Origin of the sequence: Catenuloplanes nepalensis (genome assembly GCF_030811575.1) — a bacterium.
Taxonomy (GTDB): Bacteria; Actinomycetota; Actinomycetes; order Mycobacteriales; family Micromonosporaceae; genus Catenuloplanes; species Catenuloplanes nepalensis.
Genome location: NZ_JAUSRA010000001.1, coordinates 1799655 through 1823732, shown reverse-complemented (window position 1 = coordinate 1823732; position 24078 = coordinate 1799655). Strand labels below are relative to the sequence as shown.

Here is a 24078-nt window from a genome sequence, read left to right as displayed (position 1 = left end):
GAGGTCAGCCCTTGGTGGCGCCCAGCGTGATGCCCTTGACGAAGTAGCGCTGGGCGAACGGGTAGGCGAGCAGGATCGGGCCGATGGTGACCACGGTGAGCGCGAGCCGGAGCTGGTAGACCGGCACGGCGTGGCCCGAGGTGGGCAGCATGGTGGAGGCGGAGACGTTCGCGACGAGGTTCTGCAGCAGCAGCGGCAGCGGGAACTTGTCGATGTCGGAGATGAACAGCAGCGCGGTGAACCACTCGTTCCAGAAGCTCACCGCGTAGAACAACCCGATCACGGCCAGGATGGGCTTGGAGAGCGGCAGCGCGATCTGAAAGAAGATGCGTAGCTCGCCGGCACCGTCGATGCGCGCCGATTCCATGATGGACTCGGGCAGTTGCCGGAACGAGCCGACCGCGATGAAGACGAGGAACGGCGCGACCAGCAGCGGCAGGATCACCGCGAACCAGCTGTTCTGCAGGTGCAGATACTGCGTGACCAGCAGATAGAGGGGTACGAGCCCGCCGGTGAACAGCATCGGGACGTAGGCGAACACGGCCACCGGCCGGCTGATCATCGGCAGCCGGCGGGCGATCACCCAGGCGATGCCGGCGGTGCACGCCAGCGACAGCGCGGTGCCGACGACCGTGATGAAGCCGCTGGCGATGTAGGCGTTGACGACGGTCGGCCCGGCCAGGATCGTCTTGTACGCCTCCAGCGAGAACGGGCTGGGGATCAGGCTGTAGCCGGTCTGCGACAGCCGTGACTCGTCGGTCAGCGAACCGGAGATGATCATCCAGAGCGGAAAGAGGCAGGCCAGCACGAAGATGAACACGCCGACGAAGCTGATGGCGGTGAACGGGTCCAGGGGCGCCCGACGGCGGGGCGTGGTCGTGGCGCTCACAGGATGCTGTTCTCCTTGCTGTACCGGCGCTGGACCAGCACGGCGGCCGAGACCATGACGAACCCGGCGATCGACTGGAAGAGACCGACGGCCGCGGTGGTGCCGAAGTCGCCGAGCTGGCGCAGGGACCGGAAGACGTAGGTGTCGATGACGTCGGTGCTCGGGAAGAGCGTGCCGTTGTCGCCGACGATCGCGTAGATGGTGCCGAAGTCGCCGTAGAAGATCCGGCCGACGCCGAGCACGAGCAGGATCGCCGCGGTGGGCCGCAGCATCGGCAGCGTGATCCGCCAGGCCATCTGGGCACGGGAGGCGCCGTCGATCGCGCCGGCCTCGTAGACCTCCTCCGGGATGGAGGTGATCGCGGCCAGGAAGATCACGCTCATGTAGCCGCCGAGCTGCCAGACCTTGACCACGGTGAGGATCCACGGCCACGGTCCGGGCTCGGTGTACCAGCTCACCTGCGGCAGGCCGAAGCCGGCGAGCGCGTCGTTGACCGCGCCGCCCGAGCCGCCGACGCCGGCCAGCAGCACCTGCAGGATGATGCTGATGACCACCGGGGAGACGAAGTACGGGAAGAAGACCGCGGACTGGGCCACCCGCTTGAAGAACCGGCCACGGATCTCGTTCAGCATGATCGCCAGCGTGACGCCGGTGGCGAGCGTGGCGGCCAGGAACAGCGCGTTGAGCAGCACCGTGTTCAGCAGGATGCGGGGCGCGTCGCCGGAGCTGAAGAAGTAGCGGAAGTTGTCCAGCCCGGCCCACGGGCTGCCGAACACGCCGTCATAGGTGCTGAACTCCTTGAACGCCACCACCAGGCCGACCATCGGCAGGTAGTGGAAGACGACGAAGTAGAGCACGGCCGGCGCCGCGAGCAGCGCCACGCCGAGGCCGGCACGCGCTTCGCCGCGGCGTGCGCGCCGCGGGGACGGCACAGGCTCTGCCGGCCCGACCTCAGCCGGTGACCGATCGCCCGGCACGGTTCGCGTATCCGTCACCGCCGGACCCACCGGGACGCGGCATCGAAGTCGATGATCATGATGTGTTCCCTCCTCGACGGCCCGCCGCACGATGCCCGCGGGATGTTGCCGCCCCGCCCGCCGATCGGCCGTCGCTCCCGCTTCTCGCGGAAGCAAAAAGAAAACGCTTACTAGGACTTGTCCCAGCAACATAGACGCCACCACGAATCGTGTCAAGGATCTCACACCACCTCGCTCCGGCATCCGGTGTGACCGTCTTTACCTGCAATAACTCTCTGCTACGCGCCGCGAGAACGCTACCGGCGATCCCGCTCGCCGTCACCTCGTCCTCGCCTGGGAGAAACGAGCCGGAAATTTTCGGCCCTTGACCACACCCGGAAACCGACCAATGATGAGCCCGCCGAGGTAACCGCGTTCTGTCAGGTAGCCGCATCGGCCGCACCGCCCCCAGCCTCACGCACAGGCAGGTTTCACGCACCGAGCCGAGCGAAGGAGATTCACGGATGAATCCGATCAGCCGCCGCAGCGTTCTGCGCGGGGCCGGCGCCGCCGCCGCCAGCCTTCCCCTCTGGAGTCCGTCCCCGGCCTCCGCCGCCCCGGAACAGGAACGGGGCGGGTCACGGCCGGCCGCGCTGGACGCGGTGGTCTTCGGTGACCCGGCCTCGGAGCGGGCCCACCACGTGACGGCCGAGCTGTCCGACGTCATCAGCGGCGGGCTCGGCCAGCCCGGCCGCGTGCTCCGGCCGCAGGAGCCGGCGAGCTGGTGGGGCGGCACCGTGTCGTTCACCCTCCGGGTCGACCCGGACAAGGCCAACTACGTGACCGTCAAGTTCTGGGGCGACGACGTCTCGCCGAGGGCGGACCAGGACTGGCGGCTGCAGATCTTCCTCGACGGCGACGTGCTCGGCTGGTTCGACCAGGGAGTGGTCGACAACATCGACGTGATCGACCTGGCCCCGCGACTGCCCGGCCGGTTCTACTGCCACACCCTGCCGCTGCCGCTGTCACGCACCCGGGGACGGCGGACGCTGGAGATCGAGATCCGGGCGATGGGCCGCATCTACCCGTACGGCGCGACGCCGGAGACCTACTACTACCCGATGACCACGCCGAGCCGCGGGCTCTACCGGGCGTACACGCACACCACGCCGCACTTCACGCCGGCCGCGGGCGACGTGTTCGGCGAGGCCACGCCACCCGGCGTGCGCCCGAACACCGACGCCGCGCGCATCGCCGCGGTCCGCGCCCGGGTCCTCGCCGACCAGGAGACGCTGCTCTACACGAAGGCGCCGGCCTCGTTCGACGGCTGGGCCTACATCACGCTGCTCGACGGGTACTACTGGCCCGACTCCCCGGCCTACCGCAACCCCGACGCGCTGGAACGGGTCTGCCAGGCGATCGACGGCCGGTACCGCGCGTGGCGCACCGACGACCGCGTGCTGACCGCCTCCGATCAGCAGTGGGAGGGCTTCGGCCGGGTCGGGCTCGCGCTCACCCGGGCGTGGGACGACCTGCAGGACGCGCTGGACCGGGACGTGGTCACCGGCCAGGTCGGGCTGGCGAACCTCGGCTTCGAGGCGGGCGGCACCACACCGGCCGGATGGACCGTCCCCGGCTGGGCCGCGAACGGCATCCACGCCCGGGACACCACGGTCACCCGCGGCGGCAAGGCCTCGCTGAAGATCGTCTCAGCGGGGCAGAACATGCTGGTCACCCCCGCATCGCGCAGCCTGGTCGGGCCGGGTGAGCTGACCTACTCCGTCTGGGTGAACACGGACGGCGCCGCCCGTACCCCCCATGTGCTGGTGCAGTTCTGGAACGCGTCCGGCGGCTACGCCGGCGGATCGCCCGACCACTTCGTCACCACCGGCGCCGACGGGTGGCAGGAGCTCACCCGCACCGTGCCGGTCCCCGCGGGCGCGACCGAGTACGAGTTGTGGCTGTGCAACGCCGCCGGCGAGACCGCCTGGTACGACGACGTCACGATCACCGCCCCGCCGCCGGTCGCCGCCGATCCGGTGCCGAGGCGGCGGGCGTACCGGGACATGATGCTCGCCAGCCGCGAGTACTGGCGTCAGCACCAGCGCCACTACACCAACCAGGCCCAGTTCACCGCGATCGGCATCTACGAGTGCAACCGCGGCCTGGCACTGCTCTCCCCCGCGGATGCCTGGCCCGAGGAGCGCGCCAAGCGGTGGATCTACGAGTCGCTGGGCATGGTGCCGTGGCGCGGCCCGGAGACGCCGGACGGCGAGGCCACCTGGCGGCTCGGCCACGACTACCACGTCGCCAGCCCCAAGGGCCTGACCCGCGAGCTCGGCTACGTCGCCGACTACGGCGAGATCGCCGGCATGCTGGTGCGGATGTACGAGGTCGTCACCGGCGGCAAGGGCGGCGCGCCGGACGAGCGGCTGCGTCGGCGCATGGTCGAGATGGTCAAGGTCCGCGGCTGGTTCCGGCACCCCGGCGAGGACGCGGACGGCCACCGCGGCATGCGGATCGAGACGCAGATCGGCTGGCGCAACGAGCCGTACCCCGGTGATCTGGTCTATGTGCAGCGCACCGACTGGGACGGTCACCCGCTGCAGGCGGTCGCGGTCCTCCAGGACCCGGCGCTGACCGGCTGGGCCCACCAGATGGTCGAGGACGGCCAGCTCGCGCCGCAGTTGGACCTGTTCCTGTCCACCAGCCTCTACACCCGGGTCGGCCTGAACGCGTTCCGGTTCGTCTCCCGCGACTGGCCGGCGTTCCAGCGGCTGCGGGACAGCGGCGCCCGGCTGCCGGCCCGCTGGGAGGCGCCGGACTTCGTCTTCACCGACGAGACGGTCGCCTGCGTCGCGGTCAAGCGCGGGAAGGAGCTGTTCTACGCGTCGCTCTACTGGCGGGCCCGGCAGGCCGTCAACGACCTCGCGCGCGTGCACCTGCTGACGCCGCAGTCGGAGCGGTCGGCCACCGTGCGGGAGACGTCCGTCTTCGACCGGGATCCGGAGAACGTGTTCATCGTGCAGGACTGGGCCGCCTGGGACTTCGCGATCAACGACTCCGGCGAGGTCTCCACCGTCCCGGCCGGCGGCCCGGCCTACCCCGGGCCGAAACTGCACCAGGCGTTCGCCGGGGAGAAGCAGTACCTGGCGCCGATCCCGGCCGACGTGCCCGACCCCGCGTTCGGCTCGACCACGGTCGGCGTGGAGAAGGTGCTGGTCGGCAAGGCCCCGTTCTACGTGCTCGAGTACGCCGGGTACATCGTCGTCATGAACACCACGACGGATCAGACCTTCACCTGGCGGCCGTCGTGCTCCGCGCGCGCCGCCGACCTGCGCACCGGCCGGCGGGTCACGCTCGGCCGGCCGGTGCGACTCGGCCCGCAGAGCACGCTGGTGCTGTACGACCCCGACGCCCGCTGAGATGACATTCGGTTCAGCCCGGCCGGCGACGGCCCACGGACTGGCGGACCACCACGTGCGTGCCGAGCACCACGTGCTGGTCCGCAGCCCGGGAGCGGCCCTCCTTCAGATCCAGCGCCAGCCGGACCGCGGTACGGCCCATCTCCTCGTACGGCACGTGCACGGTCGTCAGCCGGGGCCGCAGATCCCCGGCCAGCTCGATGTCGTCGTATCCGACCAGCGAGATCTCGCCGGGCACCGCGACGCCGCCCTCGTCGAGCGCGGTGAGCGCGCCCGCGGCGACCATGTCGGTCTCCGCGAAGATCGCGGTGAACGGCCGGGCGCCGCTCTTCGCCAGGCGGGCACGGGTCCGCTCGTACCCGGAGTTGCGGGTGAACTCGCCGTGCTCGATCAGCGACGGATCCGGCTCCACGCCGAAGTCGTCCAGCGCGCGGTGGTAACCGGCGAGCCGGGCCTGGCTGGTGGTGTGGGTCAGCGCCCCGCCCAGGTAGAGGATGCGCCGGTGCCCGTTGGCCAGCAGGTGGGTGGTGATCGCGTAGGCGCCGCCCTCGTTGTCGTACTCCACCACGGTCGCCGGCACGTCCGGGCCGAGCGGCGGGCGGCCGCACAGCACCAGCCGGGACCCGGCCGCGTGCAGCGAGTGCGCGATCTCGGTGTAACGCGCGCGGTACTGCTCGTCGTCGCGGACGCCACCGATCAGGATGACCGCGCTGGCCCGCTGCTCGCGCATCAGCTTGACGAAGGCCAGCTCGCGCTCCTGGTCGCCCTCGGTGCTGCAGATGAGGCAGAGCCGGCCGCGCCGGTTCGCCTCCCGCTCGACGCCGTAGGCCGCCTCGGTGAAGGACGGGCCACGCACATCGTGCAGCACGAACGCGACCGTCTCGGTCCGCACCCCGGCCAGCGCGCGTGCGTGCGTGTTCACCACGAAGTTGAGCTCCTGCACCGCGCGCAGCACCCGCTGCCGGGTCTTCGGCGCGACCGGATAGTTGTCGGCCAGCACCCGGGAGACCGTGGCGGCGGAGACGCCGGCCCGCACCGCCACGTCGCGGATCGTCGCGGAGCGCCCGTTCTCGCCGGGGTCGGTCCCCTGCCCGGCCGCGTTCTCCTCCTGCTTGCGACGCTGCGCGCCCACCTCACACCCCTGTCCGGTCCAGCTCGCGCCCTGATCGATGCCCACGCATCCGGCGCCGTAACGGCAGACAGTAACGGACCGTCTCCCCATCTCCGCCCAACGCCACGGAGATGATAAGCATAGTAACCGCTTGCTTCTGGACAAATCCCACGAGGATAGGCCTATGAACAGTCAAGACATTCCGAGGGTACGATCGAGAGCGCTCCCCGCATGGCCGTTTGGCGACACCGGTTACTACAGATGAGCGTGCCCCTCCCGCACGACGAGACCGGCACGGGCTCGCCGACACTGCTGCTCGTGCACGGCTGGGGCGGCGACCGCCGGTCCTGGGCGTCGACCGCGCCGCTGTTCGCCGCCCGCCACCGTGTCCTCGCGGTGGACGTGCGCGGGCACGGCGACGCGCCACGACCCCCGGCCGGCTACGACCCACGCACGATCGCCGGCGACCTCGCCGCGCTGCTGCGGGGCACGGACGCCGGGCCGGTGGTCGCGATCGGGCACTCCTGGGGCGGGCAACTGGTCACGGCGCTCGCGGCGCACCACCCGGGCGCGGTGCGGGCCGTGGTCACGGTCGACCCCGCCTACGGCGCCACCGACGAGGCGGCCCTGCGCGACCAACTACGCGACTGGCGCTCCCCCGGGGCGCGCGCGGCACTGCGGGACTTCGCCGAGGGCGCGTTCTCCGATGCCACCCCCGAGACGGTGCGCGAGCAGGTGCGCGCGGGCCTCCGCGACACCGACGCCCGGGTGCTGGCCGACGCGTTCGAGGCGATGTACCTCGCGCCGGACGCATTCGGGATCCGGGACCGGACCGAGGCGTTCCTGCGGCGGGGCCCGGTGCCGATGCTCAGCCTCTTCAGCACGGAGGCGGCCGCGGCGTGGGCCCGGAGCCTCCCCGCGACGAACGGCTCCGCGGTCGAGGCCTGGCCCGGCGCCGGGCACTACCTCCATCAGGAGCGTCCCGCCGAGTTCGTCGCGGTCGTCGAGCGCTGGTTGACCACGCTGCCCTGACCGGCGGTAAACGCTTGCTTTAGATGGCCCGAAACGCCGCAATTTCGATCTTCCCTTAACCTTCGAACTCCCAGCTAAACGCCACTCATTGCGTTTCCGGCCGCACTCGACTTAGGGTAGCAACCGGTTACTACGGTGATGGACGAAAGTGAGGACACCCGTGACCCACCGCCCCACCGCGCTGTTCGCCATGGACCCCGCGCACTTCCCCGCACTCTTCCCGCCCGCCCTGCTGCGCCGCATCCGCGAGCTGGTCGACGTCGACCCGGACCTGATCGTCGAGCGCTTCGACGACCCGCGGATCGCCGGCCGGCTGGCGGACCTCGACTTCCTCATCACCGGCTGGGGCAGCCCGCCCGTCGACGAGCCGCTCCTCGACGCGGCGCCGCGCCTGCGGGCCGTGCTGCACGCGGCCGGCAGCGTCAAGCACCACGTCACCGAGGAGGCCTGGGCGCGCGGTGTCGTGGTCAGCTCCGCGGCGGAGGCGAACGCGGTGCCGGTCGCGGAGTTCGCGCTGGCGTTCATCCTGCTGGCCGGCAAGGGCGTGCTCACGCTGCGCGAGCAGTACCGGGAGTCCCGGCGGTTCACGATCGCCGAGATCCTCCCCGGCATCGGCAACTACGGCCGGGTGGTCGGCATCGTCGGCGCGTCGCGGATCGGCCGTCAGGTGATCGACCTGCTGCGCCCGCACGACGTGGAGGTCCTGCTCTACGACCCGTACACCCAGGTTCCCGGCACCGCCTCGGTCACCCTCCCCGAGCTGCTGACCCACAGCGACGTGGTCAGCCTGCACGCGCCGGCGAACGCGGAGACGTTCCGGATGATCGGCCGCGACCAGCTACGGGCGATGCGGGACGGCGCCGTGCTGATCAACACCGCGCGCGGCGCGCTGGTCGACACGGACGCGCTCACCGCGGAGCTGGCCACCGGGCGCATCGCCGCGGTCCTGGACGTCACCGAGCCCGAACCGCTGCCGGCCGGGTCGCCGCTGTTCGACCTGCCCAACGCGTACCTCACCCCGCACGTGGCCGGCTCGCACGGCAACGAGCTGGCCCGGCTCGGCGCCTCCGTCGCGGACGAGCTGGAGCGGCTGGTCGCCGGCGTCGCGCCACGCCACGGCATCCAGCGGCACGAGCTGGACCGGGCCGCCTGATGCCCGGCCGCGAGGTGTGTCTCTGGGTCACCCCCAAGATCTTCGACGACCTGACCGACCCGGCGCCCGCGGTCGAGGCGTTCCTCGACCACCACGCGGACTGGCTGCGCGACCGCCCGGTCACGATCGTCTTCGCCACCTCCAACGGAGACCACATCCTCTGCTGGGCCGGGGACCGGGGGGCGCGCTTCGACTGGGCGCGCTACAACTGCTTCGCCGACGGCGTGCCGCCCCGCGCGCACAACCTCGACTGGCTGCGCCGGGTCCGGGACGGCGGGGAGCGCTCGTACAACCCGTACTCGGCCGGGCCCGCGATGATCCTCTCCGAGCAGCCGATGGACTACGCGACGCTGGCCGGCTGCTACCGGGCGTTCCGGGACGGTGCGGCCCGCCGCGCCATCGACCTGACGCTGCTGGAGTACCTGGAGCCCGGCCCGGAGTTCTGCCGCAGCGAGTGGAAGACCCGCCTGCACCCGGAGGCGGCCGCCGGTGGTGCGGACGCGGGCGGGCACGTCGTGCCGGGGATCATCGACGTGACGCTCCCGCTCGCGGCCGACACCCGGCCGTACGCGGCGTACCCCCGTGGTGTTCCCGAAGGGCTGCCCGCCGGGGACTTCGTCGCCGCGCAGGCCGGTGCCTACACCGCGGACCTCGGGCTGGACGGCGTGCTGCTCGGCAACCAGTTCGGCCTGCTCGGGTTCTGGGACCCGCGTCACGCCCCGCCGGTCACCGCGGACCGTACCGCCGGGATCGATCGGTTCTTCGCGCGGATGCGCGCGGCCATGGGCGACCGGCGGGTGTACTGGATGGACACCTACTGGCGGGCCGAGATCGAGCGCACCGCCTGGGGCATGCCCGACACCGCCTACCGGACGCTGGACGCGGTGCTGGTCTCCACGTTCGCGGTCCTGGTCGAGCGCACCGAGATCGTGCCGAACCTGCGCAGCAAGGCCGCGCTCGACGGCCCCCGCGTGCTGCTCGGCCTGGACTTCGTCGACCCCTGGTACTGGTACCGCACCTACCTCGACGACCGCCGCACCTATCTCTACCAGCGCGAGGTGCTCGCGGAGCACGCCGCGCTGGTCGACGGCGTCTCGTTCTTCGCCAACGACACCTTCGGGCACTTCGTCCCGGACGGCCCGCTCACCGAGACGCTGGCGGTCTGGTCGAAGGCGTCGTGAGCCACCGTCTCAGAGGGCGGCGGACAGGCTCTGCGGCGGAGTCGGCAGCGCGGCCTTCGGCGTCCTGTCCAGCACGTGCTGGCGCCACAGCCGGGTCTGCTTGGGACGGTTGAAACCCACGACGCCGGTCAGGGTCTCGCCGTCGCTGTAGACCGCGACGAAACGCCGGTCGGTGATCGCGCCGTCCACCACGCCGCCGTCCACCACGCCGCCGTCCACCACGCCGACGTCCACCGCCGGCGTGCCGTGGCACTGGATTCTTCGATCATACTGATCCGACCAGAAGTAGGGCAGCGGCTGATAGGGACGGTCCGCGCCGAGAATGTTCGCCGCGACCGTGATGCCTTGTTCGGTCGCGTTGGTGCGGTTCTCCAGCCGGATCAGCGCGCCGGTGCGGGGGTCGGGGAAACGGGCGATGTCGCCCACGGCCCAGACTCGGTCCGCGGCCCGGCCACGGTCGTCGCAGACCACACCGTCGCCGAGCGTCAGCGCGCTGCCCTCGAGCCAGCCGGTCGCCGGCCGCCCGCCGATCGTGACGGCCACGAGGTCGGCGGGCAGCACCTCCCCGCCGGCGAGCCGCACACCGGCGACACCGCCCTGAAGATCGATCAGTCCGTCCACGCCGGTCGACAGCCGGAGCCGGACGCCGCGTTCGCGATGTATCTCGGCCAGCAGACCGCCGATGGCCGGGCCCAGCTGGCGCAGCATCGGCACCGGGGCCGGGTCGACCAGTGTGACCTCCGCCCCGAGGGTCCGGGCGCTGGCGGCGATCTCGCAGCCGAGCACACCGGCGCCGACGATGACGACTCGGTGTGCCCGGGCCAGACCGTCCCTCAGCGCCGCGCTGTCCTCCAGCGTGTGCAGGACGTGGACCCCGGCGAGCGAGGCCTGGCCCGGCAGTGTCCGGGGGGTGAGCCCGGTGGCGATCACCAGGTGGTCGTAGCGGACGCCGGTGCCGTCGGCCAGGCGCACGCGCCGCCGTGCCGTGTCCAGGCCGGCCGCCCGCCGGCCGAGGTGCAGCTCCACCTCGAGGTCGGCCAGCTGCCGGTCGTCTCGCAGCCGGGTCTGCCGGTCCTGCCAGGTTCCGATGAGCACCTGTTTGGACAACGGCGGCCGGTCGTAGGGAGGGTGGTCCTCGGCGCCGTACATCCGCAGACGGCCGGCGAAGCCCGCATGCCGCAGTCCCTCCGCGACGCTGAGACCGGCGGCGCCGGCGCCCACGATCACCACCCCGTCGGGCGCCGGCCCGCCGGAGGTCACACCGTCACCTCGATGGCGGCGGCCGGACAGCGGGCCACCGCGTCGGCGACGCCCGCGTCGTCGGCCGGCTCCGCCTGGAGCAGTTCCACGATGCCGTCGTCGTCCTGGTCGAAGACGGCCGGGGCGGTCATCACACAGGTGCCCGCGGCGACGCACCGCTCACGGTCGATGTGGATCGTCATTCTCGTACTCCTTCGGCTTCGGGGTGGTCGGCCGGTGACGGGGTCACCAGGTGACCGGGAGCGCGGTGAGGCCGTAGGTCTGCGTCGCGGTGGTGAACGGAAGCTCCTCGACCGGCGCGGCGATCGTGAGGCCGGGGAAGCGGCGCAGCAGCGCGGGATAGACGACCCGCAGCTCCATCCGGGCCAGCTGCTGCCCCAGGCACTGGTGGATGCCGTAGCCGAAGGTGACGTGCGCGGGCTGGTCACGGTGGATGTCGAAGGCGTCGCCGTCCGGCAGCAGGCGGGGGTCCCGGTTCGCCGTGGTCAGCGAGCAGGTCACGTCGTCGCCCTTCGCGATGTGGTGACCGTTGATCTCCACGTCCTCCAGGGCGTGCCGGGTGAACGGCATCTGGACCACGGCGGCGTAGCGCAGCAGCTCCTCGACCGCCCGGTCGGTCACGGCCGGGTCGTCCCGGACAGCCGCCAGGTCCTCCGGGTGCTGGAGCAGCAGCACGGTGCCCAGGCCCATCGTGTTCGCCGTGGTCTCATGGCCGGCGATCAGCAGGAGCACGCCGAGCCCGGTCACCTCCGCGTCGGTGAACGTGTCGCCGTGGTCGCGCAGCGTCCGGCTGAGGATGTCGTCCGCGTCCGGCTGCGCGCGGCGGCCGTGCACGAGCCCGCCGAGGTACTGGAACATCTCGGCCATCGCGGCGCCGCGCGCCTCCTGGGACACGGTCAGGTCCAGCAGGATCCGGGACCGCTCCTGGAACGTCTTGCGATCCGCGTAGGGCACGCCGAGCAGCTCGGAGATGACCAGGGACGGGATCGGCAGCGCGACGTGCGCGATGAAGTCGGCGCCGGGGCCCGCAGCCTCGAGGTCGTCAAGGGCCTCCTCGACGACGCGCTCGATCATCGGCCGCATGGCGGCCACCCGCTTGATGCTGAACTCGCGGGCGACCGCGCGCCGCAGCGTCGCGTGCTCGGGGTCGTCGTCGGACAGCATCGGCAGCCGGAGCTGGTTCAGCTCATCGGCCAGCTCCCCCGGCTTGCGCCGCAGGCCACCCGGGGCGCTGCTGAGCCGGGTGTCCGACAGCACCGCACGGACGTCCTCGTAGCGGGTCACCACGTGCGCGCCCGGTTGAAGGGGCAGGTCGACCCGGCCGAACTCGTCCTCGTCCAGCAGCGCCACGACCGCGGACGAGGGGTCGAAGGGGCAGCGGGCGGGACGGGCGATCAGATCCGAGACTTCCAGTTTGGGCATCGAGTCCTCCTCAGAACCAATAGGACACTATCAGTAAAGCGATAGTGCGCTATCACTAAGAAGAGTGAAATCAGGACGGCGGGCCGGCATAGTTCTCGGCGAGACCGGTCGCGCCGGCCGTGCTGGAAGTGACCCACTGGAGCTGGGCGAGTTTCAGGCGCTCGTCGAACGGGTCGTCGCCGGTGTGCAGCATGGTCGTCATCCACCAGGAGAAGTGGGTGCTGCGCCAGACCCGGCGCAGGGCCGCCTCCGCGTACCCGTCGGCCAGGGTGGGGTTGTGCTCGCGCAGCAGCGCCACCAGCGCGGGCGCCAGCAGCGCGACGTCCGCCAGTGCCAGATTCAGGCCCTTCGCACCGGTCGGCGGCACGATGTGAGCGGTGTCCCCGGCCAGGAACAGCCGGCCGTGCCGCATCGGCGTCTGCACGAAGCTGCGCATCGGCAGCACGCTCCGGCTGGTGATCGGTCCACTGATGAGCTTCCAGCCGTCCTGGCCGTGGCCGAGCCGCAGCGCCAGCTCGTCCCAGATCCGCTGATCGGGCCAGTCGGCGAGTTCCGTTCCGGCCGGCACCTGCAGATAGAAGCGGCTGACCCGCGCCGATCGCATGGAGTGCAGGGCGAAACCGTGCGGGTGGTACGCGTAGATCAGCTCGTCCGTCGACGGGGCCACATCGGCCAGTACGCCGAGCCAGGAGTACGGGTAGGTCTTCTGCCACGTCCGCCGGGCCGCCACCGGCACGGCCTCGCGGCTCGGGCCGAACGAGCCGTCGCAGCCCACGACCACATCGGCGTCCAGCCGCCGGGCCGTACCGCCGGCGTCGGTGAACGTCACGTACGGGCGGCCGGTCGTCAGGTCGTGCAGCGCCGTGCCGGTGACCTCGTAGGTCACCGGATGACCGGCCGCGATCAGGTCCTTCTGCAGCTCGGTCTGGCCGTAGACCCACACGCTGCGGCCGATGAGGTCCACGAAGTCGAGGTGATGCCGCTCCTCGGGCCACTGAAGGTGGATCCCCCGGTGCTCCTGACCTTCGGCACGCAGCCGCTTGCCGAGCCCGGCCTCGTCGAGCAGCCGCACGGTCGAGTGCTCAAGGATGCCGGCCCGGATCCGCGAGGCCACGTACTCCTCGGACCGGGTCTCGATGATCGTGGCGTCGACGCCCGCACGGGCGAGCAGGTGGCCGAGCAGCATTCCGGCCGGGCCGGCGCCGATGATGGCGACTTCGGTACGCATGACGCCTCCTGGTAGTTCGTCCTGAGCGGCTGCCGCGGGCGGCACGCCGTACGCGCCGCGCCACGCACGGCGATGCTCACCGGTCCGGGCGGTCCCTCGGGCGCGGCCGGGCGGGCGCGACCGGCTTCGCGTCCACGCCCGCGACCACGGTGTTGACGATCATGCCGATGCCCTCGACGGTCATCGTCACCGCGTCGCCCGGCTTCAGCGGGGGCGGGTCCAGCCGTCCGCGACGGCCCCACAGCTCGCCGAGGCAGCCGCCGTTGCCGCAGGTACCGGAGCCGAGCACGTCGCCGGGCCGGACCCAGGTGCCCCGCGAGGCATAGGCGACCAGCTCCGCGAACGGCCAGCCCATGTTGGACAGCAGATCCCGGCCGATCTCCACACCGTTGACCGCGACCGTCATGCCGAGCGGCAGGAAACCGTCCGCGTCGTGCCGGCCGGCGAACTCGTCCGCGGTGACCAGCCACGGCCCGAGCGTGGACGCGAAGTCCTTGCCCTTGGCCGGCCCCAGGTTGACCTTCATCTCGCGGCGTTGCAGGTCGCGGGCGGACCAGTCGTTCAGGATCGTGTAGCCGAAGATCGCCTCGTGCGCCTGCTCCGGCGTGAGGTTCGTGCCGGCCCGGCCGATGACGGCCGCCACCTCCAGCTCGAAGTCCAGCTCGGTACAGCCGGGCGGCACCGGCATCGAATCCCCGGTGCCGATCATCGCGTACGGGTTGGTGAAGTAGAACGTCGGCGCCTCGTACCACTCCGGGGCCACGGCCGCGTCGCCGGAGACGCTGCGCACCACGCCCTCGACGTGCTCCTCGAACGCGACGAAGTCCCGCACGGTCGGCGGCTCCAGCGGCGGCAGCAGCCGCACGTCCGCGAGCGCCGGGCCGGGTGCGCCGGCCAGCGCCGCGCGGCCGAGCCTCAGCGCGCCCGGCAGCCCGAGCCGGGTCAGGTCCAGCACGCTGACGTCACGCGGCAGCGGGTACAGCCGGCCGGTCCCGATCACGCCCGCGCGCCGCTCGCCGCGATGCTCATAGGTCGCCAGTCGCATGCCGGCGCCTCACATCGGGGGCGCGACGAACACGCCCCGGTCGACGTCGTTGAAGGACTGCTTGGCGACCAGCTCGTTCATCGGGTTCGCGGTCCCCCACTGATCGCTGACCGTCGGGTCGGAGAAGTCGTACAGGTGCGGGTGCCAGGTGTCCTCGTCCAGGCGCTCCAGCTCGGTCGTGTACTCGATGGTGTTGCCGTGCGGGTCGAGGAAGTAGGTGAAGGTGTTGTTGCCGGCCATGTGCCGCCCCGGCCCCCAGACCTTCTCGACGCCCGCGCGCAGCAGCCGGCCGCTGCCGCGCATGTACTCGTCGATGCCGCGCATCTCGAACGAGGCGTGGTGCAGCGCGGTGTGCGGGCCGCGGGCGATCGCGACGCTGTGGTGCCAGTCGTTGCAGCGCATGAAGAACATGACGTCGCCCATGTGCGGGTGGGTGAGCGTGTCGGAGAGCGCGAACCGCAGGTGCTTCTCGTAGAAGGCGACGGTCGCCTCCGGGGTACGGGTGTTCAGCACCACGTGCGACAGGCGGACCGGGATCGACTCCTTCTCCTCCACCTTGCGGTGCTGCCGGGCCTCGACCTCGGCGGAGACCTCGACGGTACGGCCGTCCACGTCGAAGAACCGGAAGCCGTACCCGCCGCCGGGGGTGTCCATCGCGCCCGGCTCGGTGATCAGCGTGACGCCGTCCCGGCCGAGACGCAGCGCCAGCTCGTCCACGGACGCCCGGTCGGCCGCGCCGAACGCGACCAGGTCCAGGCGCTTCTCCTCGGCCTTGCGGATGCGCACCACGTACTGCTCGGGCGAGCCCTCCGCGGCCAGGAACGCGACGCCGCTGTCGGTCACCTGCGGGGCCAGGCCCCACATGGTGGTGTAGAAGTCGAGCTGCCGGTCGTAGTCGGGCACTGCCAGGTCGACGTGCCGCAGGTGGGTGATGAGACGGTCGGTCATGATCGTTGCTCCTCGGTGGGTGCGGAGGTCAGCCCGAGCCGGGCGGCATTGCCGAAGGCGATGGCGTCGCGGTGGTCGGCCGGCAGCCCGGCCTCGTCGAGCCGGGCGACGGGATCCTCGACGCCCATGTCGAACGGGTAGTCGGAGCCGAGCAGCACCCGGTCCGCGCCCGCCGCCTCGACCAGCGCGTGCAACGCCTGCGGGGTGTGCACCAGCGAGTCGAACCAGAGCCGGCGCAGGTAGTCGCTGGGCTTCGAAGCGCACTGCCGGGCGTCCGGGCGGACGGCCCACCCGTGGTCGGCGCGCCCGAGGAACGTGGGCAGATAGCCGCCCCCGTGCGCGACGACCAGCCGCAGGCCGGGGTGCCGGTCGAGGACGCCGGAGAAGATCAGGTGCGACAGCGCCACCGCGTTCTCCACCGGCTGCCCGACGATGTTGGACAGGTACCACCGGTCGAGGCGTTCGTCGAGCGTGCAGCCGAACGGGTGCACGAACACGATCGTGCCCAGCTCCTCGGCCCGGGACCAGAACGGCTCCAGTGCCGGGTCGGACAGCTCGACCGTGCCCGCGCCGCCGGGCCCGGGCGCGTGCGAGGAGATCTCCACGCCGGCCAGCCCGCAGTCGCGGACCGCGTGGTCGAGCGCGGCGACGGCGAGGCCGGGGAACTGCAGCGGCACCAGGCCGAGGCCGCGCAGCCGGTCCGGAGCCTTGGCGCAGAACGTCGCCGTGCCCTCGTTCGCCGTCCGCCAGACGGTTTCGGCCAGCCGCTCGTCCGCCCAGTAGTGGTACTGCGACGGTGACGGCGACACGAGCTGGACGCCGATCCCGGCCGCGTCCATGTCGGTGAGCCGGGTGTCGAGGTCGGTGAGGCGGGCGAACCGCTCCGCGACCATCCGGCCGGAGACCGCGCCGGACTCGGCGCCGTTGCGACGCGCGTCGAGCGCCCGGTGCGCGGCCAGGCCGGGCGCGCCGGCGACCGCGCGCTCGACCTCGCCGACGATCAGGTGCGCGTGCACGTCCACGACCGTGCTCACGCGGGCGCCCCGACCAGCGCGGCGACCCGGCCCATCAGCCCCGGCACGTCCGCGTCCCGGTCGCGGTCGAGCAGCCATTGTCCGAGCTGGACGGAGGCGTGGACGACGGTCTTCGCGCGGGCGTGCCGGCGGTCGGTGAACTCGGTCAGCAGCGCGTCGGTGACCGTGGCATGAGAGAGCAGCAACTCGGCGAGCACGGCCGCGTCCTCCAGCGCGAGCGCGGCACCCTGGGCGAGCGTCGGCGGGCAGGCGTGGACGGCGTCACCGATCAGCACGACCCGGCCGCGGTGCCACGGCGCGTCCAGCAGGTGCGTCTCGAACCAGGTGTAGTTGATCCGGGAGGCGTCGGTGAGGTGGGGGCGGATGTCGTCCCACGGGCCGTGGTAGGCCTCGGACAGCGCGCGCATCGTGGCCAGCCGCTGCTCCGGGGTGAGCGCGCCGCGGTCCCGGGCGTCCTCGACGAGGTAGGCGTAGAGCGTGGCCTCCCCGGTCGGGCAGTAGCCGGCGATGTAGGCGGGACCGCCGTAGTACAGGTCGGTGCGGGTCACGGACGCCGGCCGGGTGGCGAACGCGCGCCAGATGCCCATGCCGGTCGCCCGGGTCTCCAGGTCGATGCCGAGCGCGCCGCGGGTCCACGAGCGCACGCCGTCCGCGCCGACGACCAGGTCGTACCGGCTCTCGGCACCGCCGGCGAAGGTGACCCGCACCTGGTCGGCGTCCTGCCGCAGGTCGGTGAGCGTGGCGCCGAACCGGATCCTCGCGCCGGCCGACGCGGCCCGGTCGAGGAGGATGCGAGCCAGGTCGGGCCGGTACATGCCGAGCGTGGCGGGCAGGTCCGGCCCGCCGGTGCGGGCGTCCGGCATCTCCATCAGCAGGGTGCCGTGCGGGTCGGGGGCGCGCAGGCCGAGCGTGTCGAAGCCGTAGCCGAGCGCCTGGACCTGGCCCCAGACGCCGAGCTGCCGCAGCACGCGCAGCGCGTTGCCCTGCAGCGTGATGCCGGAGCCGAGCGCGGTGACGTCCGGTTTGATCTCGGCGATCTCGACGTCGATCCCGGCGTCGGCGAGCAGGATGGCCGTGGCGGCGCCGGCGGCACCGCCACCGACGACGAGCACGGTGGAGACTGCGGGCATGGCTGCCTACCTCACTTGACGGCGATCGGATTGACCGGAGCGCCGACCGCGCCGGTGACGGGAATCGGGCCCGCGGTCAGCCAGAACTCGTGCACGCCGTCCGCCGCGCAGTCCTCGGCCAGCGCGTCCAGGTCCCACATCTCGCCGATGTACAGCCCGAGGTGCGGGATCACGACCTGGTGCAGCGGCTGGAACGCGTCGTCGAACTCGTTCGGGCGGACCTCGAAGCCCCACGTGTCGGTGGCGATCGCGGCGATCTCCGTGTCGTGCAGCCAGCCCGCGGTGCCGAACGACAGGCCGGGCGCGGGACCGCCGGCGTAGGAGCCCCACCCCTCCCGCCGGGTACGGGCGAGCTGCCCGGTGCGGACCAGCACGATGTCCCCGGTGCCGACCGCCGACGTGGCCCCCTGGGCCGCGATCGTCTGCTCCAGGTGGGCGGTGGTGATCGCGAAGCCGTCCGGGAGTTCCCCGTCGTCGCCGAGCGCGCGGCCGGCGTCCAGCAGCACGCCCCGGCCGGCGATCAGGCCCGCGGCGGTCTCGATGCCGGTGACCCGGTCCCCCTCGCTGGTCACCACGTCGCCGGCGGCGCGGCCGTTCCAGGCCTTGCCGTGGTCGAAGATGTGGCCGAGCCCGTCCCACTGGGTGGAGCACTGCAGCGGCATCGCGACCACGTCGTCCGCGCCACCGAAGCCGTGCGGGAAGCCCTGGTTACCACGCTCGGCGTCGACGCCGGTGTCCAGCATCGTGTGCACCGGGTTCGTGCGGCGGCGCCAGCCCCGCTGCGGGCCGTCCATGTCGAAGCGCTGGGCGAGGGAGAAGGCGACGCCCCGGCGTACCAGCGCGGCGCCGTTGATCCGATGCCGCGGGGTGAGGAAGTTGAGCGTGCCGTGGACGTCGTCGTCGCCCCACCGGCCCCAGTTCGAGTACCGGGCGGCCGCGGCCCGGATGGCGTCGGCGGGGTCGGTCATGCCGCCGACTCCGCCACGCACCGCACCCGCTGGGTGCCGAGGCCGGTGATGGCGCCGGTCATCACGTCGCCGTCACGCAGCAGCCGGCCGTGGTGCATGCCGTTGCCGGCCGGGCTGCCGGTCAGCACCAGGTCGCCCGGGTGCAGCGGGGTGATCTGCGAGGCGGCGGCGACCACGGCCGCCACGTCGAAGATCATGTCCTTGGTGCTCTCGTCCTGCATGACGTCGCCGTTGAGCGTGAGCGTGACCCGTAGGTTCATCGGGTCGGGCACGTGGGCCGCCGGGACGAGCCAGGGGCCGAGCGGCAGGAATCCGGGCGCGTTCTTGGACCGGTACCAGTCCGTGCCGATCTCCGGCATGTCCCGGCGGAAGACCAGGTCGCGGGTGGTGATGTCGTTGACGATCGTGTACGCGGCCACGTGCCGCAGCGCCCGGTCGCGGTCGACGCGGTAGGCCGGCGCGCCGATCACCGCGGCCAGCTCCAGCTCCCAGTCGTGCCGGTCGCTGTAGCCCGGGAGCACCAGGTCGTCGTGCGGCCCGGCGATCGCGGACGGCAGGCCGATGAACAGGTACGGCGTACCGTTGGCGATCCGCGCGTCCATCATCGCGGCGGTCGCGGCCCGGACCTGTTCCTCGGAGTCGTCCGGCCCGCGGTGCGCGACCGCGAGGTCGATGACGTGGGTGCGGTAGTTCGCGCCGCTCTGCAGAATCTGCCGGGGCCGCACCGGCGGCAGCACCCGCAGGTCGCTGAGCCCGATCGTGGGACCGTCGAGCGCTTCCAGCAGCGGCAGCACCCTGTCCCAGTCGGCGAGCAGGTCGCGGGTGGTGATCGGCGCGGTCAGGCCCAGCGCGGCCGCGTGCGCGTCCAACTCGAGGACCCGGTCGCCGCGGACCAGCCCGGCGAACGCCCGCGACCCCGAGGCGAAGGTGCCGAGGGCGAGGGATCCGAGAATTTCCGACACGAGGTGGTGTCCCTTCCGACATCGCGGACGTGATGCGGTTCACTGTCGGTCAGTTGGCGGCTATCAGGGAAGACGAACATGTTTATGACGTGTATCAGCGCCGTTAATGAGGGGGATTCGCCGTGAACCTGGCCAGCCTGGACCTCAACCTGCTGATCTCGCTGGACGCGCTGCTGCGCGAGCGCAGCGTGACCCGGGCCGCGACCCGGCTGGCACTCAGCCAGCCCGCGCTCAGCGCGTCGCTGTCCCGGCTGCGCCGGCACTTCGGCGACGACCTGCTCACGCGCGTCGGCAACACCTACGAGCTCACGCCGCTGGCGATCCACCTCAAGGAGCTGACCGCGGTGGCGCTGGCCGGCGTGGAGCGGGTGTTCGCCCGGCAGCCGGACTTCGACCCGGCCGTCGCCGACCGCGAGTTCACGATCCTGACCTCGGACTACGGGCTGGCCGTCGCGGGTGCCGAACTCGCGGCGGTGCTCGGTGACGAGGCGCCCGGGATCCGGTTGCGGCTGCACCACATCACCACCGGCGCGGTCGACCGGGCGGCGGAGACGTTGCGGACCGTGGACGGCCTGCTGCTGCCGCACGGGTTCCTCACCGACCTGCCGCACCTGGACCTCTACACCGACCGCTGGGTGTGCGTCGTCGCGGCCGACCACCCCGGCGTCCGTGACACGCTCACCATGGCGGACCTGGCCGCGCTGCCGTGGGTGCTGACCTTCCACGAGCCGACCGCGTTCACCCCGGCCGCCCGCCAGCTACGCCTGCTCGGCGTGGAGCCGAAGGCGCGGATCGTCGTGCAGAGCTTCCTCGCGGTGCCGTTCGTGCTGGCCGGCACGAACCGGGTGGCGCTGATGCAGGAGCACCTGGCCCGCCGCCTCTCCACGGGTGGCGGGCTGCGCGTGCTGGACTGCCCGTTCGAGCCGGTGCCGCTGGTCGAGGCGCTGTGGTGGCACCCGATGTACGACCGCGACCCCGAGCACATGTGGCTGCGCGACCGGATGGCCGAGGTCGGCCGCCGGATCGGTCAGTAGGGGGCGGACAGCGTGCCCATCGCGCGGGCCGCGGCCGGCCAGACCGGCTGACGCGTGGCCGACCGGACCGCGGGCACCACCTCGGCCGCGAACCGGGTGCTGGACTCCCCGACCCGCTCGCGGGGCAGGCCGCCGAAGTCGGCCTGGGCGAAGAACCGGTCCGCGCCGAGCACCTCGTGCCGGTCCAGGATCTTCTCGGTGAGCTGCTCCGGGCCGCCGGCCATCAGCGCCGCGCCCCGCATGGTGGGCGCGTCCATCTGCGCGCGACCGACGTGCCAGCCACAGTCGGCGGGCGTCTTCGGCGCCAGGTACTGCCGGCAGTACGGACAGATCTCCTCGCGGGCCGCCTCCAGGGAGGCACCGGCGTAGAGGTGACTGGTGATGCCGACCGTCAGCGCCTGCGACGGATGCCCGGCGGCCGCGCCAGCCTCCCGGTAGAGGTCGACGAGCGGGGCGGGCGTGCCCGAGCGTGCCGCCGATCAGGCCGAGCACATCGGCACCCCGCCCGGCGCGGGCCGCGCCGGGTGGGGTGCCGCCGATGGCCGCCCAGACCGGCAGCTGCGGGATGTGTGTGCGGGGCGCGACGTCCGCCGTGCCCCGCGGGAAGACACAGGTCAGATGAGCGAGACGACGATCTTGCCCTTGGTGCCGGCGACGAAGTGCGCGATCGCCGCGGTGGCCTCCTCGAACGGGTAGACCTTCTCGACGACCACGCGGGTCTCGCCGGAGGCGAGCCGGTTCAGCTTGTCCTCGGTCGGCTGCGCGAAGACCGGGAGCACGGTGTGCTCCTCGGTCGGGAGCTGGTCCGGCGAGCCCACCAGCGTGGAGACGAACCGGCCGCCGGAGCGCAGCACGCCCAGCAGCGCGGCCGGGTCGCCGGCCAGGTGGAAGACCACGTCGACGTCCTTGACCTGTGCGGCCAGATCGGTGGTGTGGTCCGCGGTCTCGGCCGCACCCAGCGACGTGACCAGCGCCTTCTCCTCGTCGGTGTGCGCGGTGGCGATCACGGTGGCGCCTGCCCGCGTGGCCAGCTGCACCACCAGGTTGCCGACGCCGCCGGTGGCGCCGGAGACGAGCACCCGCTCGCCGGGCTGCGGCGCGGCTGCGGTGACCGCGTCGACGGCGGCGGAGCCGGCCAGGCCGAGCGCGCCGCCGTCGGTGAACGACACGGCCTCGGGCAGCTTCGCCACGCCGATCGCGACCGGGACGGTGACGTACTCGCCCAGCGAGCCGTCGCCGAGGTAGGGCTTGGTGACCGTGCCGAAAACGCGGTCACCCACGGCATAGCCGTCCGCGCCCTCGCCGACCGCGTCGACGACGCCGGCGAAGTCCTTGCCGAGCACGACCGGGAACCGGTGCTCCATCATGCCCTGGACGTAGCCGTTCGCCACCGCGAGATCAAAACCGTTGATCGAAGCGGCGTGTACGCGCACGCGCACCTCGCCCGCGCCGGGCGCGGGCACGTCGATCTCGTGGATGGCGGGACTGGCACCGAACTCGGTGAACGCGACGACGCGCATGTCTGTTACTTCCTTCTGTGACGGGTTCTCAAGCGGTGTGGAGCGGTGCGGGCTGGGTCAGAACGCGTACGGCCCGAACCGGCCCCACGCGACGACTGCGGCCACCACCAGCAGAATCACATTGAAACCGATGGCGGCGGGCTCCTTTCGCCGCACGTGCACGACAATGGCCAGCGCCATCACGATCACGAGACCGGTGGCCGCGAGCGGCGTGAGGATCGGCGCGATGCCGGTCGCGGCCGGCAGGATCAGGCCGAGCGCGGCGAGGAACTCCACCGCGCCGATGAACCGCACGGTGCCCGCGGAGAAGTCCTGCACCCACGGCAGATTGCCGGCCAGCTTCTCCTTCGGCTGGAGCGTCTTCATCACGCCCGCCATGGCGAACATCGCCGCCAGCACGACTTGCAGGACCCACAGGAACACGTTCACGACCACTGCCCTCCCGACAGCAAATGGAGCAACCGCACCACTTGTCGCGTCGGACCGTAGCATGAAGTGGAGTGGCTACACCACTTACTGGATTATGCTGGCCGGGTGGCGAAGAAGACGGACTGCGAGAAGGCGCTGCGCGTCGATGCGGAGCGCAACCGGGCACGGCTGCTCGAGGCGGCCCGCGAGGTCTTCGCCGAGCAGGGACTCGACGCGTCGATGAACGAGGTCGCCCGCCGCTCCGGCGTGGGCGTCGCCACCATGTTCCGCCGCTTCCCCACCAAGGACGACCTGATCACGGCCGTGTTCGCGGACAAGATGAAGGCGTACGCGAACGCCATCGACGACGCGCTCGCCGACCCCGACCCGTGGCACGGCTTCCGGACGTACGTCGAACGCATCTGCGCCATGCAGGCCGACGACCGCGGCTTCACCGACGTGCTCACCGTCGTCTTCCCGGCCGCCAAGGCCTTCGAGGCCGAGCGAGACCGGGCCGGCGCCGGGTTTCAGGAGCTCATCACCCGTGCCAAGGCCACCGGACGGCTCCGCCAGGACTTCGTCCATCAGGACATGGTCATGATTCTGATGGCCAACGCCGGCGTCATCGCCGCGACCACCCACGCCGCCCAGGACACCTGGCGACGTCTCATCGGCTACCTCATCCAGTCCTTCGCCGCCGAGGTCGAGGCGCCGCTGCCCGACCCGCCCACACCGGCACAGACGTACCGTGCCCTCCTGCGCCTGCACGCTCCGAAGCCGGAGACGTACCCTCGGAAGCCTTGAATCTCCTCGCGTCACGCCGATGGGCACGACGTGGCCCACGAGACGGGAACGGCCGAGGACGAGCGCGACACGGTGCTCGCCACCGCGCGTCGACGCTCGCGGCGCTGCGGGAGTCGCTGCACCGGCATGCCGGATCCCGAGTCGCCGTGATGTTCATCGACCTCAACGCGTTCAAGGACGTCAACGACCGCCTGGGCCACGCCGCCGGCGACCGGCTTCTCGCGTTCGTGGCCGAGCGTCTGCGCCGGGCCGTCCGGGACACCGACGTCGTCGGCCGGTTCGGCGGCGACGAGTTCGTGGTCGTCTGCGCCCCCGTCTCCGGGCCGGACCGCGCCCGCCTGATCGCCGAGAATCTGGTCGCCGCGCTCGACGACGCGCGCTGGAGAACGGCGGCGAGGTGCTGCGCCCCGCCGCCAGCATCGGCGTCGCCTGGACGCCCACCAGCGCGATGTCGGCGGAGGCGCTGATCGCCCGCGCCGACGCGGCCAGGTACGAGGCGAAGAAGGCCCGCACCGGCCCGATGGCGATGGTCCTCGTCACCACCTGAGCCGTGACCGATCAGCGCGCG

General features: G+C 72.0%; 22 protein-coding genes and 1 pseudogene. 7 read left to right on the top strand and 16 right to left on the bottom strand.

The genetic code is table 11. The annotated features are described in order from the left end of the window. Positions 1 to 4 precede the first annotated feature (4 nt). Positions 5 to 889 carry a carbohydrate ABC transporter permease gene (locus J2S43_RS07570; RefSeq protein ID WP_306827908.1) on the bottom strand — a complete coding sequence of 295 codons (885 nt, stop codon included), beginning with the start codon at positions 887 to 889 and terminating at the stop codon, positions 5 to 7. Further along, positions 886 to 1821: an ABC transporter permease gene (locus tag J2S43_RS07565; protein WP_306827907.1), complete on the bottom strand. Its 936-nt coding sequence runs from the start codon at positions 1819 to 1821 to the stop codon at positions 886 to 888. The genes J2S43_RS07570 and J2S43_RS07565 overlap by 4 nt, the downstream gene beginning before the upstream one ends. 548 nt (positions 1822 to 2369) lie before the next feature. Here J2S43_RS07565 and J2S43_RS07560 point away from each other — a divergent pair. Beyond that, entirely contained in the window at positions 2370 to 5270 is a 2901-nt protein-coding gene (locus tag J2S43_RS07560; protein ID WP_306827906.1) for a hypothetical protein, read from the top strand. A 13-nt stretch (positions 5271 to 5283) separates the two neighbouring features. On the opposite strand, the gene J2S43_RS07555 is transcribed toward J2S43_RS07560, so the two are convergent. Further along, on the bottom strand, positions 5284 to 6402 hold the full coding sequence (locus tag J2S43_RS07555; protein ID WP_306827905.1) for a LacI family DNA-binding transcriptional regulator: 1119 nt from the start codon (positions 6400 to 6402) through the stop codon (positions 5284 to 5286). A gap of 240 nt (positions 6403 to 6642) precedes the next feature. On the opposite strand from J2S43_RS07555, the gene J2S43_RS07550 reads away from it, so the two are divergent. The 3 genes from J2S43_RS07550 (at position 6643) to J2S43_RS07540 (ending at position 9747) form a co-directional block, all read left to right on the top strand. Beyond that, positions 6643 to 7413: an alpha/beta fold hydrolase gene (locus tag J2S43_RS07550; protein ID WP_306827904.1), complete on the top strand. Its 771-nt coding sequence runs from the start codon at positions 6643 to 6645 to the stop codon at positions 7411 to 7413. 160 nt (positions 7414 to 7573) lie between these two features. Continuing rightward, positions 7574 to 8566 carry a hydroxyacid dehydrogenase gene (locus J2S43_RS07545; protein ID WP_306827903.1) on the top strand — a complete coding sequence of 331 codons (993 nt, stop codon included), beginning with the start codon at positions 7574 to 7576 and terminating at the stop codon, positions 8564 to 8566. Continuing rightward, positions 8566 to 9747: a hypothetical protein gene (locus tag J2S43_RS07540; protein WP_306827902.1), complete on the top strand. Its 1182-nt coding sequence runs from the start codon at positions 8566 to 8568 to the stop codon at positions 9745 to 9747. The genes J2S43_RS07545 and J2S43_RS07540 overlap by 1 nt, the downstream gene beginning before the upstream one ends. A 9-nt stretch (positions 9748 to 9756) precedes the next feature. Here J2S43_RS07540 and J2S43_RS07535 read toward each other — a convergent pair whose 3' ends face one another. The 10 genes from J2S43_RS07535 to J2S43_RS07490 all read right to left on the bottom strand — a co-directional run bounded on the left by J2S43_RS07535 (position 9757) and on the right by J2S43_RS07490 (position 19744). Beyond that, positions 9757 to 11007 (bottom strand): NAD(P)/FAD-dependent oxidoreductase, encoded by a 1251-nt coding sequence (locus J2S43_RS07535; protein WP_306827900.1) that lies wholly within the window; start codon positions 11005 to 11007, stop codon positions 9757 to 9759. Next, positions 11004 to 11189, bottom strand: coding sequence for a ferredoxin (locus J2S43_RS07530; RefSeq protein WP_306827899.1), 186 nt, complete (start codon positions 11187 to 11189; stop codon positions 11004 to 11006). Before J2S43_RS07530 ends, J2S43_RS07535 begins: the two co-directional genes overlap by 4 nt. A gap of 43 nt (positions 11190 to 11232) precedes the next feature. Further along, positions 11233 to 12429 (bottom strand): cytochrome P450, encoded by a 1197-nt coding sequence (locus J2S43_RS07525; RefSeq protein WP_306827897.1) that lies wholly within the window; start codon positions 12427 to 12429, stop codon positions 11233 to 11235. Positions 12430 to 12499: 70 nt separating this feature from the next. After that, complete coding sequence (locus tag J2S43_RS07520) at positions 12500 to 13657, bottom strand: 4-hydroxybenzoate 3-monooxygenase (RefSeq protein WP_306827896.1); 1158 nt, start codon at positions 13655 to 13657, stop codon at positions 12500 to 12502. Positions 13658 to 13733: 76 nt separating this feature from the next. Beyond that, complete coding sequence (locus J2S43_RS07515) at positions 13734 to 14702, bottom strand: fumarylacetoacetate hydrolase family protein (RefSeq protein ID WP_306827894.1); 969 nt, start codon at positions 14700 to 14702, stop codon at positions 13734 to 13736. Between the two features lie 9 nt (positions 14703 to 14711). Next, on the bottom strand, positions 14712 to 15650 hold the full coding sequence (locus J2S43_RS07510; RefSeq protein ID WP_306827892.1) for a VOC family protein: 939 nt from the start codon (positions 15648 to 15650) through the stop codon (positions 14712 to 14714). Further along, positions 15647 to 16684 (bottom strand): amidohydrolase family protein, encoded by a 1038-nt coding sequence (locus J2S43_RS07505; protein WP_306827891.1) that lies wholly within the window; start codon positions 16682 to 16684, stop codon positions 15647 to 15649. Before J2S43_RS07505 ends, J2S43_RS07510 begins: the two co-directional genes overlap by 4 nt. Continuing rightward, positions 16681 to 17814, bottom strand: a complete 1134-nt coding sequence (locus tag J2S43_RS07500) for an FAD-dependent monooxygenase (protein ID WP_306827890.1) — start codon at positions 17812 to 17814, stop codon at positions 16681 to 16683. Before J2S43_RS07500 ends, J2S43_RS07505 begins: the two co-directional genes overlap by 4 nt. An 11-nt stretch (positions 17815 to 17825) precedes the next feature. After that, the gene (locus J2S43_RS07495) at positions 17826 to 18782 is read right to left on the bottom strand and encodes a cyclase family protein (RefSeq protein WP_306827888.1); all 957 of its coding nucleotides are present in this window, start codon (positions 18780 to 18782) and stop codon (positions 17826 to 17828) included. Continuing rightward, positions 18779 to 19744: a fumarylacetoacetate hydrolase family protein gene (locus J2S43_RS07490; RefSeq protein WP_306827887.1), complete on the bottom strand. Its 966-nt coding sequence runs from the start codon at positions 19742 to 19744 to the stop codon at positions 18779 to 18781. The genes J2S43_RS07495 and J2S43_RS07490 overlap by 4 nt, the downstream gene beginning before the upstream one ends. Positions 19745 to 19866: 122 nt before the next feature. Between J2S43_RS07490 and J2S43_RS07485 the strand changes: the two genes are divergently transcribed. After that, entirely contained in the window at positions 19867 to 20778 is a 912-nt protein-coding gene (locus J2S43_RS07485; protein ID WP_306827886.1) for a LysR family transcriptional regulator, read from the top strand. On the opposite strand, the pseudogene J2S43_RS42165 reads toward J2S43_RS07485, so the two are convergent. The 3 genes and pseudogenes from J2S43_RS42165 to J2S43_RS07470 all read right to left on the bottom strand — a co-directional run. Beyond that, a pseudogene (locus tag J2S43_RS42165) lies at positions 20772 to 21215 on the bottom strand (hypothetical protein); the annotation flags it as partial. The gene J2S43_RS07485 and the pseudogene J2S43_RS42165 overlap by 7 nt on opposite strands. 177 nt (positions 21216 to 21392) lie before the next feature. Beyond that, positions 21393 to 22298, bottom strand: coding sequence for an NADP-dependent oxidoreductase (locus J2S43_RS07475; protein ID WP_306827883.1), 906 nt, complete (start codon positions 22296 to 22298; stop codon positions 21393 to 21395). A gap of 57 nt (positions 22299 to 22355) precedes the next feature. Continuing rightward, positions 22356 to 22727, bottom strand: a complete 372-nt coding sequence (locus J2S43_RS07470) for a DoxX family protein (protein ID WP_306827882.1) — start codon at positions 22725 to 22727, stop codon at positions 22356 to 22358. Between the two features lie 105 nt (positions 22728 to 22832). Between J2S43_RS07470 and J2S43_RS07465 the strand changes: the two genes are divergently transcribed. Next, positions 22833 to 23510: a TetR/AcrR family transcriptional regulator gene (locus J2S43_RS07465; RefSeq protein ID WP_306827881.1), complete on the top strand. Its 678-nt coding sequence runs from the start codon at positions 22833 to 22835 to the stop codon at positions 23508 to 23510. Beyond that, the gene (locus J2S43_RS07460) at positions 23507 to 23977 is read left to right on the top strand and encodes a diguanylate cyclase domain-containing protein (RefSeq protein WP_306827879.1); all 471 of its coding nucleotides are present in this window, start codon (positions 23507 to 23509) and stop codon (positions 23975 to 23977) included. The genes J2S43_RS07465 and J2S43_RS07460 overlap by 4 nt, the downstream gene beginning before the upstream one ends. Positions 23978 to 24078 lie beyond the last annotated feature (101 nt).